The organism is Ruminococcus albus AD2013 (assembly GCF_000526775.1).
GTDB classification, from domain to species: domain Bacteria; phylum Bacillota; class Clostridia; order Oscillospirales; family Ruminococcaceae; genus Hominimerdicola; species Hominimerdicola alba_A.
In genome coordinates, this window is sequence record NZ_JAGS01000001.1 from 2,959,690 (window position 1) to 2,976,446 (window position 16,757).

Genomic DNA, 16,757 nt, shown 5'->3' on the forward strand with positions numbered 1-16,757 from the left:
TCATATATCCGTATACTAATTTTAGTACAACAGTAAATAAATAACTAGTCAAAAATTGCGCTCTTAGTGCCACTTTCTGACCAAAAATTGCGCATTTCACAAATCTGACACAAAGTCGTATTAATTTAACTTAAATTATTGGTTTATTTGCTGCTGATAAATACCATAAAGCAAAGGCGCTCCTGACTTGCATGACAGAAGCGCCTGAAATATGCCTTATCACGAAAGCTTTGTGTATACCTTTCCGCCGATGAGTTCTTTGCTGTTAGCGGCAAAAAGCTCGGATACGGTAACTACCTGCCAGCCCTCTTCTTTCAGCCACGGAACGACTTCTTCCATAGCCTCTGCGGTGGCTTCGTAATTCTCATGGCAGAGAACTATCGCGCCATCAAGAGAACCGTTTTCTTTTGCCTTTTTTATAGTATCAACTATATTGTCGGCGGTAGCATTGTTCCAGTCCTTGGTATCAACTGCGCAGGATATCAGTGCCACATCGTTGAGAGTCTTTGTGGTATCTCCGCCGCCGTCGAGGTAAGGCAGTCTCAGCACAGCTGAGGGTTCTTCGCCGATAATGCCCTTGAGTTTTTCGCGGCACTTTTCATATTCGTCGCGTATCTCTGCGGGCTTCAGCTTGGAGAGATAGGGGTGGGTCGTGGTGTGGTTTGCTATCTCCATGCCCTTTTCATGTGCGTACTTAACCTGTTCTTCAGTCTTTATCCAGTTGCCCACATAGAAGAATGTAGCGTGGAAACCGTTATCCGCCATAGTATCGATTATACGGTATGCGGGGTCGGTCTTTTTGGTGGCGCTGGCGCCGTCATCAAAGGATATTGCCACCATGGGCTTGTCCTTGTCTATCCAGGAGATATCCGCTGTATTTGTTATAGCAACGGGGTCGCTGAATGTGTACTCGGTATCGTCTTTTTTATCCGATGTTGATGGGATGGGCTCACTGCCGTCGCCTATGCCCGAAGCATTGTCGATATAGAAATCTGTAAGGCTGTCGGGAGATTCAACGTAAAGAATGAGGTTCGTTGCATCGTCGGGTACAGTGTAATCGCCCTCCAGAGTCACCCATTCGCCGCTGGGAGCGGTCTGCTGGGCTATCTGGTCATAGTGGTCGCCGTCACTGCCTGTGTACTGCATTGTGAATTTCAGAGTAGCGTCCTCGCCGCTTTTCTGCATAGCATCGGTCTTGAAAGAGTAGGTGCCGCCCTGTTTGAATACTTCACTGCTCAGCATTAAAGCCGCGCCGTTCCAGTTATCGGTCCTTCCGCTTACAAACAGTGAACCATTGCCCTCGGAAGCTTCATCGGTGGTCTGTGCCACTGTTGAAGAACCTCTCTGCATCCAGCCGCTTTCATCGGATTCAAAATCACTGGTGAAGAAACCTGCGCCGTCTGCGGGATCTTCGGGCTTATCGTCGTTTCCGCCGTTCTTGGTGACTACGGGTGCGGGGTCAGCTGAGTAATTGCCGTCTATGGTCAGTTCGTTCTGATAGATGGTCGCCTGACCCTCGGACTGATAGCCTTCGATATTCAGGGCAACTTCGTACATATTGCCAAGCTGCAGACCCAGCTGTTCCCAGGCATCGAAGTGCTTGGATACGGATATAGTACCCTCGATCTTTGTGCCGTCGCTCTGTGGCTTATCCTGTCTTACGCTCCAGTACTGGTCGAAGGTCTTGGTGCCGTCGATGGAGGGCTGTTCGTATCTGGTGGTCTTGTATACATCATAGGTCGCGCCGTCAACGGTGACTGTACCCAGTGCCTCGGGTGCTCCGGGCGGTCTCCAGGAACCCCATGTTTCTACGATATAATACTCCACCAGCGGATCTCTTGTCCAGCCGTAAACGCACATATAGGAATTGCCGTTGGGCTGATAGTCAACACCATATTTAATAGTGATGTTTCCCAGATCCTTGTAGGTCTTGGTGCAGTCGAACTTCTGTCCTCTGCGGAACAGGGCGTTGTTGATGTTTGACCACTCGCATGAGAATGTGCCGCCCTCGGTGATGGTCATTTTGGTATCGCCCTTGTCTTTCCAGAGTTCATAGCTGTAGCCGTCGGAAGTGCCTGTGGTATTCTCCATGAATACCTTACCGTCCTGTGTCTTTTCGTTACTTTCGGACTTGGAGCTGTCAGCAGTTTTCTTTGAGGAGCTGTTTCCTCCCGAATTGCCGCAGCTGCTCATAACGCCCGCAAGACACATTACTGCCGCAAGTCCCGCCATGAACCTTAACTTGAAATTGTTTTTCATCCGGATTTTACCTCTCTTTCCCGCACAGTTTACAGATGCCATACGTCAGCAGTCTGAATGTGCGAATTTCGTCAGTTTCATTTTAACACTTATCCTGTGTTTATACAAGTCAAAAATTGTCATCTACTGTTAAATCACAAATATTTTTTGTACCTTGTGTTTATGATATGGTTAATTATGATTAACGTTATCGTTATATTGACCATACAATTAACGGCGAATTTACCCAAATGAGCTGTCATAACTGCGGTTTTACGCAGTATTTCCCCAAAAAGCATAGTTTGAGGCTTATGATGCCCCTGTTTTATGAAAAATATTTAAGGACTATTTAAGAATTTCCATGCTATACTTTGTTACAGAAAAGGACAACAGACCGCAGACGCGGAAAGGAGAAACAATATGAATAAGATACTTGAAGTAAAAGACCTCTGCAAAAGCTACGAGGTAAACAAGAGAAAGACCACCGTACTGAACGGGCTTAACCTCACGATAAACGAGGGGGAGATGGTGGCGGTGATGGGACCATCGGGTTCGGGAAAATCCACACTGCTGTATACGGTATCGGGCATGGACAAGATGAGCGCAGGTTCGGTGAAATTCTGCGGAAAGGACATGGCAGGTCTCAGTGAGGGGGAGCTTGCGGAGATGCGGCTGGACGATATGGGATTCATCTTTCAGCAGATGTACATGATGAAGAATCTCTCGGTGCTGGATAATATCATACTTCCTGCGATAAAGTCAAAGAGGACCAATGAGCCGAGAAAGGAGACCGTAAAACGCGGTCAGGAGCTTATGCGCAAGCTGGGCATAATCGATACGGCGGATAACGATATCAACGAGGTATCGGGCGGTCAGCTGCAAAGAGCCTGCATATGCCGCAGTATGATAAACTCACCTAAGATGATATTTGCCGATGAGCCCACAGGTGCCCTCAACCGCACATCTTCGGAAGAGGTCATGGAGGAGCTGACAAAGCTCAACAATGAGGGCACTACTGTTATGCTGGTGACCCACGATGCAAAGGTAGCCGCAAAGTGCAGCCGCGTGCTGTACATAGTTGACGGAAACATCAAGGGCGAATTTGACCCCGACAGAAAAGCTTCGGTGCAGGAACGTGAAAAGTCACTTAATTCGTGGCTTATCGATATGGGCTGGTAAGCTGAGCACAAAACAGATACAGATACGCTGATAAAAGAAAAAATAAGTAGAACAAAAGGTTATTTCACGCGGGCAGGAAAAGCTGTCCGCGTGTTTTTGGTTTTCGGCATAATAAACCCGAAAACGCAACCGATGTTAACATAAGTGCAATCGCTGAAGTATTGACATTTCGGGGAAAATAGCTTATAATTAAAGCATGGAAAGAGAGATCGTTCCATAACAATGAAACGTTAAAACGGAGGTGTGTTTTATGTTCGGAAAGACTTCGTTTTTTGACAAGGAAATGAAAAGGGCAGAAAAAAGCGCAAGAGCTTTTGCCAAGAAAAATAGAAAAGAAGCTAAGGAAGTTGAGGCAATAATGAACGGCAATAAAAAACCTTCTATGGATTATTTTGAGGACACTAACAGGAGCGGTTCTGCAGGAAATGATACCTTGCAGTTCTTCATGGGATTCCTGCTGCTGGGCGGCGGTCTTTACTGGCTGCTGAACTCCTTTACCGTTACATCGGGAATAGGCGGATTCGGCGGAATGTACAGCCTGTTCGGTATGCACATCTCGGGCGGCGTTATGCTGATACCCCTGCTGGTAGGAATAGGTCTGATATTCTTCCTGGACGGCAAAAAGCGTTTTATCGGTTATTCCGTAGCGGCACTGGGACTTCTGGTGATAGTGATATCTTTGCTGTCGTCGCTGAATTTCCATGCAAAATACGGCAATACCCTTTATGTATACGTTCTGATGTTCGGAATGATATTTGCAGGCGCTGCTCTGCTGATAAAATCCTCGTTCAAGAAAAAGAGCTGAGTGAATGTACCTTATTTTTCTTGGAATGACAGTGCTGCTTATCCAGCTGCCCCTTGACTGGTCAGCGGGATATGTGCTGAAAGCTATCGGTTTCGCCCTTTGTGCGGCGGGAACGAGAGAGCTTGGAGAATTGTGCGTCAGACAGTACGATGCTATAAAAAGAAAAGATGAAGAGCGACCCCCTGTCCGCATTAGCGGGCTTGGGGGTATCGCACTTTGGAAAAATGTGCGCGGCATTATGGAAGAAAAAAGCACAGACTTTCAGACACAGCGTGAAAGAGTGTTATCGCTGCTGGAAAGAAATTCCGCTGTGGGAACGGCTGTGTCAGCATTAAGTGCTGGCCTGGCGGCTTTGTTTGAATTTATCATCAGAGGGCGCGGCACAGCTGGCAACATAACGGCTTGTGTGCTGGGTATGGCTGTCACCGCTCTCGCGCTGAGAATGGTGTTCGGGGCGATAGCGTTTTTTGATGCTAACGACCTGCTTATGGCGGCGGATGATAAGGACGGCAGTTTTGTCAAAAGCAGGAAGCTTCTGCTGACTGATAACCGCACGGATATACTGCGCATGAAGGATATCGGCAACAAGACCGCGCTATGCATAGCGGTGGGTCTTTTGAGCGATATGATAAACCGTCTTGCGGGGGTTCAGGGTATACAGGACGTTGCGGGACTGCTGGCTTTTATGAGCAAGCTGACCGCGTACATCATGGTTATTACCTTTGCTGTAAGGGCAAATTCCGTAAGACACGGAATTATCAGAAAAAACGGAGAATATACGGAAGTGACCGAGGAAAACTGATATTCGGGAGTGAATGATTTGATATCTGTACTGATACCTGCCTACAACGAAGAGGGCAATGTTGAACGCACTGCCGCCGCTGTGGGAAGTACCATGGATAAAAATAATATAGATTATGAGATAGTATTCGTAAACGACGGTTCGGCTGATAAGACATGGGAGAAAATGACAGCTCTCGCAAAGGCTGACAGCCATATCGTCGCTGTGAATTTTTCGCGCAATTTCGGCAAGGAGAGCGCTATGTTTGCGGCACTTGAAACTGCAAAGGGCGACTGCGCCGTTATCTTTGACTGCGATATGCAGTTTCCTGTGGATACCATCGTTGAGATGTACCGCATATGGGAAAAGGGCGGAGTTGATATAGTCGAGGGGCGCAAAAAAGACAGGGGCAGGGAAAGCTTTATGTACAAGGGTTTCTCATTGCTGTTTTACAGGCTGATAAGCAGTACGGGCGGACTGGATATGCAGGACGCTTCCGATTTCAAGCTTATGGACAGGTGCGTTATCGACGCACTCAACCGTATGCCCGAAAGACTTACGTTTTTCAGGGCGATGTCGGGCTGGGTAGGCTTCCGCACCGAAAGGGTGCTGTTTGAAGTCGCTGACCGCGAGATAGGGCAGTCAAAATGGAAGACGAGCCAGCTGATAAAATTCGCGGTTAACAATATAACATCATTTACATCTGCGCCTTTGCAGATAGTTACCATATTCGGCGTGATAACTTTCCTGATATCGGTGATACTGGGCGTGAACACGCTTTACAATAAATTTTTCGGGAATTCCGAGGCAGGCTTCCCGACGGTCATAATCCTTCAGCTGCTGACATCGAGCATAATCATGTTCAGCCTTGGCGTGATAGGTTACTATATCGCCAAGATATACGAAGAGATAAAACAGCGACCGAGGTATATAATAAGGGAAATAGTCAGCCGAAGAGAGGATAAAGATAAGAATGGATAATATACAAAAGTTGAGCCCCCCTGACAAGAGGGGCAGCTTTTTGAGAAGATTTGTGGAGGGCATAGGCGGATTCTGCATCGACAGAAGACTGTACTTTGCGGTGTTTTTTCTTGCCGCTGCGATAATGTACGGCTCCTATGTATTTTTCAGGATACACCCCATAGGCGACAGCTCCGTGCTGGTGCTTGACCTGAACGGACAGTACGTCTATTATTATGAGCATTACCGCGAAGCATTCTGGGGGCGGGAAAGCTGGATATACAACTGGTCGCGAAATCTCAGCGGTGAGATGTTCGGCATATTTGCCTACTATCTGGCGAGCCCTTTTATGATAATAATAGCGCTTCTGCCGCGGCATATGATGCTGACTGCGATACTGATAATGCAGCTGGCAAAGGTTGGCTCATCTGCGGTGACCTGCTGCTTTTTCCTTAAAAAGACAGCAAAGCACCCGCCGAAGGCAGTTTCGCTGGTATTATTCCCGTTGATGTACGCACTTATGGCATTCATGGTGGTTCAGCTGATGGACCCCATGTGGCTGGACGGTCTTATCTATCTGCCGCTGATATGCTGGGGCGTGCGCAGGCTGGTGTATGAGGGCAGGCTACTGCCTTATATAATACCTCTGGCACTGATGTTCATAGCACATTTCTATATCGGGTATATGGTGGGAATATTCACGTTCTTCTATTTCTGCTATGTATGCCTTTCAGACCCCGAAAGAGCTCTGCCAAAGAAGTTCATACTGAGATGTCTGGCTTTCGGTGCGGGTACGGTCGTGGCGCTGATGTGCTCTGCATGGGTGCTGATACCTGTATACAATTCGCTGAAGCTTGGCAAATTCGAGTTCACCGACCCTGATTTCTCACTGGCGACACAGTTTGATTTTCTCACATTCATCACCAAGCTTTTCCCCATGACCTACGATACGGTCTACCCCGAGGGTATGCCCATGATATACTGTGGTACAGCTGTACTTCTGCTGGTGCCCCTGTATTTCATGAACGAGAAGATCAACGTAAAGGAAAAGACTGCCGATGCCGTACTCACGGTGATACTCACGGTGCTTATGTATATAAAGCCCTGGGATATGGCTATGCACGGTTTTCAGGTGCCTAACTGGCTGCCTTTCAGGTACTCTTTCATATTCTCATTCATGCTGGTGTGCATGGCTTTCAAGGCGTTTGAAAACCTTGAGGGCGTGACCGCGAAAAATATCGGCGGAGTATTCTTCGGGCTGATGGTATTCCTTTTCTGGTGCGAAAGGGAGAACTATTCCCACTTCAAGCTGTTCGTCACCCGAAAGAATGCTAACGGAGATCCATACAATATCATACAGGGCATATGGGTCAGCATGATAGCGCTTACCGTTTATTTCGTGCTGCTGTATCTTATACGGAAATATCCTCGTTCAAGGGGAGTGGCTTTCTCTCTGACCCTTGTGCTTACGGCTGAACTTTTTGCCGTGAATATCGACACTATCAAGAAGATAGATATCGATGTTTCATACTCCAAATACAGTTCCTACGAACCTTATATGTCCGACCTGAGAAAGGCTGTGGATACGATAGAGGAGTACGACCCCGAGCCTTTCTACCGTATGGAAGCTACTTTCCACCGCACTGTAAATGATGCGATAGGTACGGGCTATAAGAGCCTTTCACATTCAAGCTCGACCATGAACGCCCCTGCACTGCTGATGCTTCACAGGCTGGGATTTGCCTACGGCGGACATTACACCAAATATGACGGCGCTACCCCCATGACCGATGCTATATTCGATATAAAGTATATAATGGACAAAAAGGGTAATGATATGTATGTCAGCAGCAGGTACAAGGTGCCGCCTGAGTATCAGATAAAAACCGAGATAAGCATTGACCATGAGAAAGTTGTGGACGGTGAGAAAAAGATCGTCCCGACGACTTTCAAGTTCTATAAAAACCCGAATACACTTGGTCTTGGCGTAGCTGCAAAGGGCGATATTTCCGAGGTCGAGCTGGGTGACGATGATCCTTTTGAAAATCAGAATATTCTGTTCAATGCACTGGCGGGCAAGGAATATAACTTCTTCAAGCCTGTGGATATCATCAACAGCGACAACGAGAACGTCCGGACCATAAATACTACCGACGGGCATATAAAGTATTACCCGATGGATGAGAACAACAAGGAATGCCATGTTGATTACGTGGTACGCATGGATAAGGACAGCGACCTTTATATGTACCTGCCAACGAAATACGAGCGCAGCTGCAATATCTGGTATCAGCCCGAGGACGACTACGTTGACGATGCTTACAATATGGAATATGTTGGTCAGTTCTTCGTGGGGGATAATTATTCCATCATGAAGATAGGCAGATTCCTGAAAGATCAGGAGATACGTGTCCGCATAACCATTGCAAATGATGAAAACGAGGCTTACTGGCGTGACAAGCTGTTCTACAGTTTCGACTATGACGGATTTGCAAAGGCTGTTGAAGAAATGCAGGACAGCGTGTTTGAAGTGACCGAGTTTGCGGATACCGAGCTTACAGGCAAAGTTAATGCGGAAAAGGACGGTCAGATGCTGTTTACAACTATCCCCTATGAAAACGGCTGGACGATAGAGGTAAACGGCAAGCCGACAAAACCTCAGAAGGCAGTTGACGACAGCCTTATCGCCATACCCCTTGAAAAGGGCGAAAATACGGTAAAGATGAAGTTTTCGCCGAACTACTGGCGGCTATCATTGGTGATATCGATATTCGGTGTGATACTGCTTGCTGTGGTAGCCCTTGCGGATATCAAGAACGGCAAGTATCTGCGTAAGCTGTTTGAACATTCGGCTAAAAAAGAACCCGAGGAAGAACCTCTGCCCGAACCGAAATACAGCGGTGCGCTGGTGCCCGAACCGATGATGATAGAAATAGCCGATAACGACAACCCTCCTGCCCCCAAGACAGAAAATACTGTTGACAAAACGGCGCAAATGGGTTATGATAATAGTATTGTGAAAAATTCTGATGAAGGTGATGGTAACGATGGCTAAAACTATTGGCAGGAAAAAAATGACTAACAGCGGCGGCGGAGTATGCTTTATGACTTGTATCGCGGCACTGCTGGCACTTTGCTCTGCGGCAGATGACTATCTTCCGGGATTGCTGTATACTCAGTTCTTCTCGAGACAAGTTTATGATATGTCTTTTAATCTTGAAGATTTTCTTTATAGGAACAGCAGCTATATCTCGGTAGCCGTGTTCGCACTGGTCATGATGTTCTGGGCGTTCTCTGCTGCAAAATTCAAACGCATGGGCAAAGCCTTCGGCTGGGCGAATATATTCATGAGCCCTGTGCTGTGCATCTATCCTGCTTTAAAACTTTACGATATTTTAGGTACTGATTTCTTTGATAAGTATTTCAAGACCAATTATGACAGCGACAAGTTCGTTGGTGTTGCTGCACTGGCAAAGGTAGGCTTCCCTCTCATCGCAGGTCTGCTGCTTATCCTTTCGGGTATTGTGGTACTGGCACGTGTCGGCGGTGAGGATTTTGTGGCAGAAGTTCCACGCGGCGGCAAGAAAGAAAAAGCTCAGCCTGTCAGCACTGATAACAATATATCCGTTCCCGAAAACAACGAACAGGAAAGCAGTGCTTTCGGATTTGGTGAGAATACTCAGTCTGTACAGGGTCTTACAGGCGAGACAAAGCCTGCGACCTACAATGAGGCTCCTGTAAACACCGGGACTTTCTATCAGCCCGAAACTCCCGCAGTCGATACCTCTGATATGAGACCCAAGCGCCCCTCAGTAAAGCTTTGCCCCAAGTGCGGTGAGCTTGTTGGCGATGATGAACTGTTCTGCTCAAACTGCGGATACAGAATGTGATAAGTATAATAAAAGACTCTGCACCTGCGCGGTACAGAGTCTTTTTTGTATGCTGTTAAGATCTTGCTTTTATCGTGATGTCATCGGTGACATTAATAGTGAGAGTACGGTCTGTTATCTCTTCTGTCTTCCTGCCTTTTTTAGATATCTCCCATATTACCTTACCCTCTGCGGTCAAAGTGATCTGTGAGTTATCGAAGTATCTGCAATCGCAGTTTTTGCCGATCTCACAGCCGTTAAGGGTAATATCGGTGCTTTCGGAGATCACGGTTATAGTTCTCGTCTTTCCAAGGTCATATTCGGTGCTCAGGTATTCTATGAGCTTATCCTGTCTGTTTGAAAAGAATTTTGTCATACGTGATATCATCGGCATAGATGAACGCTCTACTGTTCGGTTGGTAGGGAATCTGAGATAGTATGCGGGCATTTCTGACAGGTATGCATCGCTGTAGGTATTTATGAAGCTTTCAAGGCGCTCGGGTGTGAATGTGCAGTTACCCATATCCATCAGCCTTGTTATCAGCTTTGTGCGGAACTCATCATTCTCCAGAAGACTTAGTATCATCTTGGTCAGGGGTTTGTGCTTTTTTTCATCCAGATATTCAAAAAGGTTTTTTTCGGCGCCTTTCATATTGTAGTGGCAGGCACAGGATTCGGTATCGAACATGAAGAAACGCCATTTCCCGTCGCCGTATTCGCTGCCGTCCGCTGAACGCCAGAAGCCGTAGTTGTTCTGTGGCCAGTCATCGTTAAATATGTACATCTCGACGGCGCAGTAGTCGATAAAGTTCTCCATATCAAGAAGCTGGCAGGCACGGCTGTAGTTATCCCCGATGCTCATGTCATTTTCGGAGATGAAGCTCTGCATATCATTGAAGCTTGTTTCATCTTCGGGAAGCCCCTCGTCAAGTGCGTTATTTTTGTATATGGCGACAGACTTCTCTTTCACTCCGTAGTGGCGGGTGAAATACTCCTGCGAGTAATCCTCCTGAAGAACATAAAGCCCCCAGTATTCGCCGTCGATAAAGAGGACACATGGTCTGCCTGTCTGTGTGGCAAAGGAGAATCCATCTGCCATATCCTGCAGCATAAGATCCTTGAATTTCAGATAGTTTGAATCATTTCCGCCGTTTCGCAGTACAAAGGTCGAGAAGCTGTCATCGTCCTGACCCTCGGCGGTATCCAGCCCCTGCCAGAAACGGTGATCGAAGCTTTTATTTCCGTATTCGGAGCGGGCATAGAATCTGAAAGATTTCTGGTAATCAGCCCTTGACCAGCCGCCCTGTATCCTCATACCTGCTTCCTGTGTGAATACAAGACTTCCGTCGCTTTCAAAGAACTGCAAAGTGCATGGGCGTTCCCAATCCTTGCCTTTCTGATTGTAATTGGCGGGTATCGAGCCGTTATAGAGGTGGTTGGGGTCTGTGGGGTAGTAATCCTCGTATACCTTTCCGCGGACGTATATGCCTGTTTCGTGGTCGTAGAGAGAGTCGGGTTCTGTCACCAGTGATATGACGGGCATATTGCTGTGGGCGGCGGGGGAAAGTCCCACAAAGTAAGATGCGGTGCTGACCAAGCCCCATTCGCCGTCCGCAGACTTAGCACAGGCGCGTATCACAGTGCCCTTGTCAACGTCATTATCTTTCGGGGCTTCGACTTTGCCGGGACGGTATTCCAGCTGTATCTTCATAGGGTCCATGGCGGAAAGTACATTTTTGTCACCCGCTCTGTCCCTGATATCGACGGGATCGGAATATATCTCCGCTGTATCAGAAGTTCGGGGGTCGGTGCCGTCGGTGGTGTAGTATATACCTGCGGAATCCGATGCGGTCATTTCAAGGGAGATGGCATCGGGATAAAATCCGCTTTCTTTGGAGAATATTACCTGTGAAGCGCACTTTACCTCAGAATTTTTGGCGCAGGGGGTCGCAAGGGTGATATATGCCCCGTTTTTTCCGGAACATACCGTGTACCCTTTAGGGGCTGGCGCGGCAGTGATGCTGTCAACGGCAATACCGCCGTTTTTCAGTGATATGGTACATTCCTCGCCCTTTGGTATCTTTATATCCGCAGATATAACATCGGGGTCATCGAAGCCGTTTTTGGTGCAGTATACCAGCGCATAGCCGCGGGCAGGTATTGTACCGCCGCTGATGGCATGGTCGGCTTTGCCATCACGGCAGAGGGTGTAGTCTTTAAGGTCAACAGCTTTTACGTTCGGGTTGTATATCTCGATCCAGTCGCAAAGCTTGCCTTCGCTGTCACGCAGAGAAGCTTCCTCGAAATTGCCGTCATTTTCGGCACATATCTCGCTGATGACCAGATCTTTCGGGGTCAGGAATATCACAGCGGCCGCGATAATGCCAAGCACTGCTGCACTTGCAGCGACAGCAATGGCCGCCTTCTTTTTATTTGCTTTATCTTCCATGACCTCACCGCCCTTTCCGTATCATCAGATGGTATCACACTTTTTTATTATACTAAATATGAGGTGAATTGTCAATCATATAAACGCAGGTGATATCCAATGTATTCCAATGCAAAACAGGCAGTCCGTATATGAACTGCCTGTTGTTCGTTACTTGATTATCCTGCGGGCTTCAACGTAGAAGCGCTTATCTGCGGCGTGACCCATGGAGAAAGTTTTTCTGGGGAGAGCGCCGTCTTCGATAACGGTGGGGAAGAGCTCGTTTTTACCCATATCTGGGAGCAGGAATCCGATGGAGTTCTTCTTTTTGGAGAGTTCCTTAACTACCTCTGCGCCGTGGATATAGTCGGTTTTGCCGCCGAATTCCTTGGTGTAGTTGTCAAGGAAATTCTGGAGAGAGCCAACAGTCAGCTTTGAGCTTGGCGCATGGACAAATACCTTTTTCTCCTCGCCGTTCTGAACGATAATGAAGCTCTGCTCGCTTTCCTCATCGGAGAGGGCGAGCTTTTCTGTCAGCGCCTTTACCAGGTCATCTTCGTTGACTTCTGTAACTATACGGTGAATAGCTTCAAATTCAAGGGCAGGAGAATGTAGGTTTACCAGCTCGACAAGAGCGTATCTTGCAGGGTGGTCGGAGAGGTCAGCCGAGGGGTCTGCGCGTTTGAGGGTCTCGTAGAATTCCTTTGCAGTGGCAAGGGAGTGGTTGCCGTCACCCATAGCGTAGGTTAGGGGCTGTCTGCCTGTTATGCCGTAGCGGCGCTCAAAAGCTTCCTGTTTAGAGAACTGCTCCAGATGGCTCACGACTATCTCTTCTGTCTCCTTATCGAGAAGCCAGCCTGTGATGTGTCCGCCGCCCTCCATCAGGTCGAAATCGTAGAGCTTTGTGAACTCGTCCTTCTTATCTGCAAGGGGTTCGATGATACGCTTTTTGGCATCGTCAATGAGTATCATGATATGGGGGAGTTCAACGGGAGCGCCCTTGCGTATCTTGATGCGGGGCGGTATACGCTCGATAACGGTGGCTTCTGTTGCCCTTACCTGAGATTCGGAGCCCTTGTAGTACTCGTACTGTTCAAGGTCGATACTGCCGATGATACCTGCCCTTACTCTGCCATCGGACTGAATGCGCTCAATATATATCATAGCATCTTTGTATTCTTCAAAAACGCCCTTTTCAAGATACTCCTTCATGGTGCGGTGTATCTTGTCTATCCTGTAATCCACGCCGGGCTGTTCAAGGTACACCTCGGGAAGTATCAGGTTATAGGCGCTCTTATTATCGCCTACGTATTTTTCAACTCTGTTCCAGTACTCGGGTTCAGAGGTATACTGATCACAGGCAACTACTGCCCACTTGTTCATATCCGTATCCTTGGGCAGAAGGATATCCGCCCCTTTGAATGCTGTTGACATATATTATTCACTCTCCGTCATATCGATTGTATATCCGAAAACAGGACGGTCATCAGCCGTCCTGTTCATCATTATTATTTATAAGTCTGTCAGTCGTTTGCTCCGCAGCAATCCTTGTACTTCTTGCCGCTTCCGCAGGGACAGGGATCGTTCCTGCCGACTTTGTTCTTGTTGCGGATAGTCATATTGTGATGCTCCATAGGTCTGAGCACTTCCTGTCTCTGGGGAGCTACCTGCTGTCTTACCTTGATGGTGAACAGCATTCTTACTGTATCCTCACGGATAGATTCGATCATTGCATCGAACATATCCATACCTTCCATACGGTACTCAACAACAGGGTTCTTCTGACCGTAGCTTCTCAGGCTGATACCTCTCTTGAGCTCTTCCATATCGTCGATGTGATCCATCCACTTGGTATCAACTACCTTCAGCAGACAAACTCTCTCGATCTCGTGGAGCAGTTCTTCGCCCAGTTCTTCCTCTCTTGCATCGTAGAGTTTCTGAGCTCTGTCTTTGAGAGTATTTACGATCTCATCGCGGGATACTTCATCCAGTTCCTCGGGGGTATAGTTGAAGTCGTCCTCGGTGGTGAACAGACCGTTGAGTCTTTCTTTCAGGCCAACCAGGTTCCAGTCATCAGCGATCTCGCCCTGAACATACATATTTACAGAGTCATCGATGAAGTCGTCTATCATCTTCTCGATGGAATCGTGCAGATCTTCGCCGTCGAGAACCTGCTGCCTCTGGCTGTAAATGATCTCACGCTGAGTATTCATAACGTCGTCGTAGTTGAGGACGTTCTTTCTGATATTGAAGTTTCTGCCCTCGATCTTCTTCTGTGAAGACTCGATAACGCTGGAAAGCATCTTGGACTGTATGGGAGTATGCTCGTCAACGTTGAGGGTATCCATCATGCTTGTGATACGATCGCCGCCGAATATTCTCATCAGGTCATCTTCAAGGGAGAGGAAGAATGTGCTCTCGCCGGGGTCGCCCTGACGTCCAGAACGTCCTCTCAGCTGGTTATCGATACGTCTGGACTCGTGTCTTTCTGTACCGATGATATAGAGACCGCCAGCCTCTCTTACCTTTTCAGCCTTTTCCTTTACCTCTTCATCGAACTTCTTGTAAAGCTCTCTGTACTTCTTTCTTGCGGTGAGGATCTCCTCGTCATTTGTGTTGGAGTAGCTTGCTGCTTCAACAGCCTGTTCCTCGGTGTAGCCCTCTTTCTGGAGTGCTGCGAGGGACAGATACTCAGCGTTACCGCCCAGGGTGATATCGGTACCACGGCCTGCCATGTTGGTAGCGATGGTAACAGCACCGAACTTACCTGCCTGTGCAACGATCATAGCTTCCTTATCGTGATACTTAGCGTTCAGCACGTTATGAGGAACGCCTTTCTTCTTCAGCAGCTTGGAGAGGTGCTCGGACTTCTCGATGGATACAGTACCAACCAGTACAGGCTGTCCCTTTTCATGACACTCAACGATCTGGTCGATAACAGCATCGAACTTGCCTGCCTCGGTCTTGTATACAACATCGGGGTGGTCTTTTCTGATTACGGGCTTGTTGGTAGGTATCTCGATAACGTCCAGCTTGTAGATCTCTCTGAACTCGTCCTCTTCGGTAAGAGCTGTACCTGTCATACCCGACAGCTTATTGTAAAGTCTGAAATAGTTCTGATATGTGATGGTAGCGATAGTCTTGGATTCTCTCTTGACTTCAACGCCTTCCTTAGCCTCGATTGCCTGATGCAGACCGTCGTTGAAACGTCTGCCGTCCATAACACGGCCAGTGAACTCGTCAACGATAAGAACTTCGCCGTCACGAACGATATAGTCAACGCCCTCTTTCATAACGCCGTTAGCTTTCAGCGCCTGATTGATGTGGTGTGCCAGAGTCATATTCTCAGCGTCCATGAGGTTTTCAACGTTGAATACCTTCTCTGCTTTCTTTACACCGCTCTTGGTGATGGTGGCAGTCTTAGCCTTCTCGTCGATGATGTAATCGCCGTCCAGCTGGTCGTTATCGATCTTGTCATCCATTTCGATAACGGTAACGGGCTTCAGGGTCTTTGCGAATTTGTCAGCCAGATTATAAAGATCGGTTGACTTGTCGCCCTGACCCGATATGATAAGAGGAGTTCTTGCTTCGTCTATCAGGATAGAGTCAACCTCGTCCACGATAGCGAAAGCGTGCTCTCTCTGCACCTTGTCCTTCTTGTATATTACCATGTTATCACGCAGGTAATCGAAGCCCAGTTCGGAGTTCGTACCGTATGTGATATCACAGTTGTAAGCCACTCTCTTTGCGGTCTTATCCATACCTGACAGTACACAGCCGATGGAAGTATTCAGGAAGTTGAATACCTTACCCATTTCCTCTGACTGGAACTTAGCCAGATAGTCGTTGACTGTTACAACGTGTACGCCCTTGCCCGAAAGCGAGTTGGAATACGCTGCAAGACAAGCAACCAGAGTTTTACCTTCACCTGTCTTCATCTCGGCGATACGTCCCTGATGCAGAACGATAGCACCGATTATCTGAACAGGATAAGGCTTTTTGCCCAGAACTCTCCATGCAGCTTCACGGCATACTGCGAGAGCATCGGGCAGAACTTTGTCAAGGTCGGAAACATCTTCGACCTGTTTTCTCAGCACGGCGGTCTGTTCGCCCAGTTCGGTATCGGACATAGCCGCATACTTATCCTCGAGCTCCAGCACCTTATTTTTGATAGGTTCGATCTTGGCAAGCTCCTTTTTGGAGTAGTTGCCGAATAATTTGTCAAGTAATCCCATTTATCTAGCCACCTTTTTATTGTACAGTAAAGAAACTTTCTGTTATTGATATAAATAGACTATTATATTATACACTAAACACCCGAAAAAGTCAATACCTTGTTTAACGCTTTCGTGGGATAGAATGCCAAGGAGGCGAGCTTGGGGTCAAGCCTTTCGTGAAAGGCTTGCGGAAGAGCACACCATCAGCAAAGCTGATGGTGTGCTCTTCCGCAAGCCTGCTAGCGCGAGGCTTGACCGCGCGCTTTGTTTCCTTGGCATT

At 47.7% G+C, this 16,757-nt stretch carries 10 protein-coding genes; 6 read left to right on the plus strand and 4 right to left on the minus strand.

All coding sequences use genetic code 11. The annotated features are described in order from the left end of the window. Positions 1-219: 219 nt before the first annotated feature. The gene (locus N773_RS0113215; protein WP_024858222.1) at positions 220-2,259 is read right to left on the minus strand and encodes a glycoside hydrolase family 11 protein; all 2,040 of its coding nucleotides are present in this window, start codon (positions 2,257-2,259) and stop codon (positions 220-222) included. Between the two features lie 399 nt (positions 2,260-2,658). Between N773_RS0113215 and N773_RS0113220 the strand changes: the two genes are divergently transcribed. The 6 genes from N773_RS0113220 (at position 2,659) to N773_RS0113245 (ending at position 9,853) form a co-directional block, all read left to right on the plus strand. Beyond that, complete coding sequence (locus tag N773_RS0113220) at positions 2,659-3,417, plus strand: ABC transporter ATP-binding protein (protein ID WP_024858223.1); 759 nt, start codon at positions 2,659-2,661, stop codon at positions 3,415-3,417. Between the two features lie 250 nt (positions 3,418-3,667). Continuing rightward, a complete protein-coding gene (locus N773_RS0113225) occupies positions 3,668-4,222 on the plus strand; it encodes a hypothetical protein (protein WP_024858224.1) in 555 nt (184 codons plus the stop codon). A 4-nt stretch (positions 4,223-4,226) separates the two neighbouring features. After that, positions 4,227-5,024, plus strand: a complete 798-nt coding sequence (locus tag N773_RS0113230) for a hypothetical protein (RefSeq protein WP_024858225.1) — start codon at positions 4,227-4,229, stop codon at positions 5,022-5,024. 9 nt (positions 5,025-5,033) lie between these two features. After that, positions 5,034-5,984, plus strand: coding sequence for a glycosyltransferase family 2 protein (locus N773_RS0113235; RefSeq protein ID WP_431602410.1), 951 nt, complete (start codon positions 5,034-5,036; stop codon positions 5,982-5,984). Positions 5,985-6,024: 40 nt separating this feature from the next. Further along, positions 6,025-9,018 carry a YfhO family protein gene (locus tag N773_RS0113240; RefSeq protein ID WP_242840386.1) on the plus strand — a complete coding sequence of 998 codons (2,994 nt, stop codon included), beginning with the start codon at positions 6,025-6,027 and terminating at the stop codon, positions 9,016-9,018. Next, a complete protein-coding gene (locus N773_RS0113245; protein ID WP_024858228.1) occupies positions 9,011-9,853 on the plus strand; it encodes a zinc ribbon domain-containing protein in 843 nt (280 codons plus the stop codon). Before N773_RS0113240 ends, N773_RS0113245 begins: the two co-directional genes overlap by 8 nt. Positions 9,854-9,908: 55 nt before the next feature. On the opposite strand, the gene N773_RS0113250 is transcribed toward N773_RS0113245, so the two are convergent. The 3 genes from N773_RS0113250 to secA form a co-directional block, all read right to left on the minus strand. Then, positions 9,909-12,281: a CotH kinase family protein gene (locus N773_RS0113250; RefSeq protein ID WP_024858229.1), complete on the minus strand. Its 2,373-nt coding sequence runs from the start codon at positions 12,279-12,281 to the stop codon at positions 9,909-9,911. A gap of 150 nt (positions 12,282-12,431) precedes the next feature. Further along, the gene (locus N773_RS0113255; protein WP_024858230.1) at positions 12,432-13,694 is read right to left on the minus strand and encodes a DUF1015 domain-containing protein; all 1,263 of its coding nucleotides are present in this window, start codon (positions 13,692-13,694) and stop codon (positions 12,432-12,434) included. A gap of 89 nt (positions 13,695-13,783) precedes the next feature. Beyond that, the gene (gene secA / locus N773_RS0113260; RefSeq protein WP_024858231.1) at positions 13,784-16,495 is read right to left on the minus strand and encodes a preprotein translocase subunit SecA; all 2,712 of its coding nucleotides are present in this window, start codon (positions 16,493-16,495) and stop codon (positions 13,784-13,786) included. Positions 16,496-16,757: the final 262 nt, after the last annotated feature.

What these genes read in the sequence shown, in the direction of transcription:
- N773_RS0113215 (WP_024858222.1), bottom strand. Translation starts at nt 2,259, where the DNA reads ATGAAAAACAATTTCAAGTTAAGGTTCATGGCGGGACTTGCGGCAGTA.
- N773_RS0113220 (WP_024858223.1), top strand. Translation starts at nt 2,659, where the DNA reads ATGAATAAGATACTTGAAGTAAAAGACCTCTGCAAAAGCTACGAGGTA.
- N773_RS0113225 (WP_024858224.1), top strand. Translation starts at nt 3,668, where the DNA reads ATGTTCGGAAAGACTTCGTTTTTTGACAAGGAAATGAAAAGGGCAGAA.
- N773_RS0113230 (WP_024858225.1), top strand. Translation starts at nt 4,227, where the DNA reads ATGTACCTTATTTTTCTTGGAATGACAGTGCTGCTTATCCAGCTGCCC.
- N773_RS0113245 (WP_024858228.1), top strand. Translation starts at nt 9,011, where the DNA reads ATGGCTAAAACTATTGGCAGGAAAAAAATGACTAACAGCGGCGGCGGA.
- N773_RS0113250 (WP_024858229.1), bottom strand. Translation starts at nt 12,281, where the DNA reads ATGGAAGATAAAGCAAATAAAAAGAAGGCGGCCATTGCTGTCGCTGCA.
- N773_RS0113255 (WP_024858230.1), bottom strand. Translation starts at nt 13,694, where the DNA reads ATGTCAACAGCATTCAAAGGGGCGGATATCCTTCTGCCCAAGGATACG.
- secA (WP_024858231.1), bottom strand. Translation starts at nt 16,495, where the DNA reads ATGGGATTACTTGACAAATTATTCGGCAACTACTCCAAAAAGGAGCTT.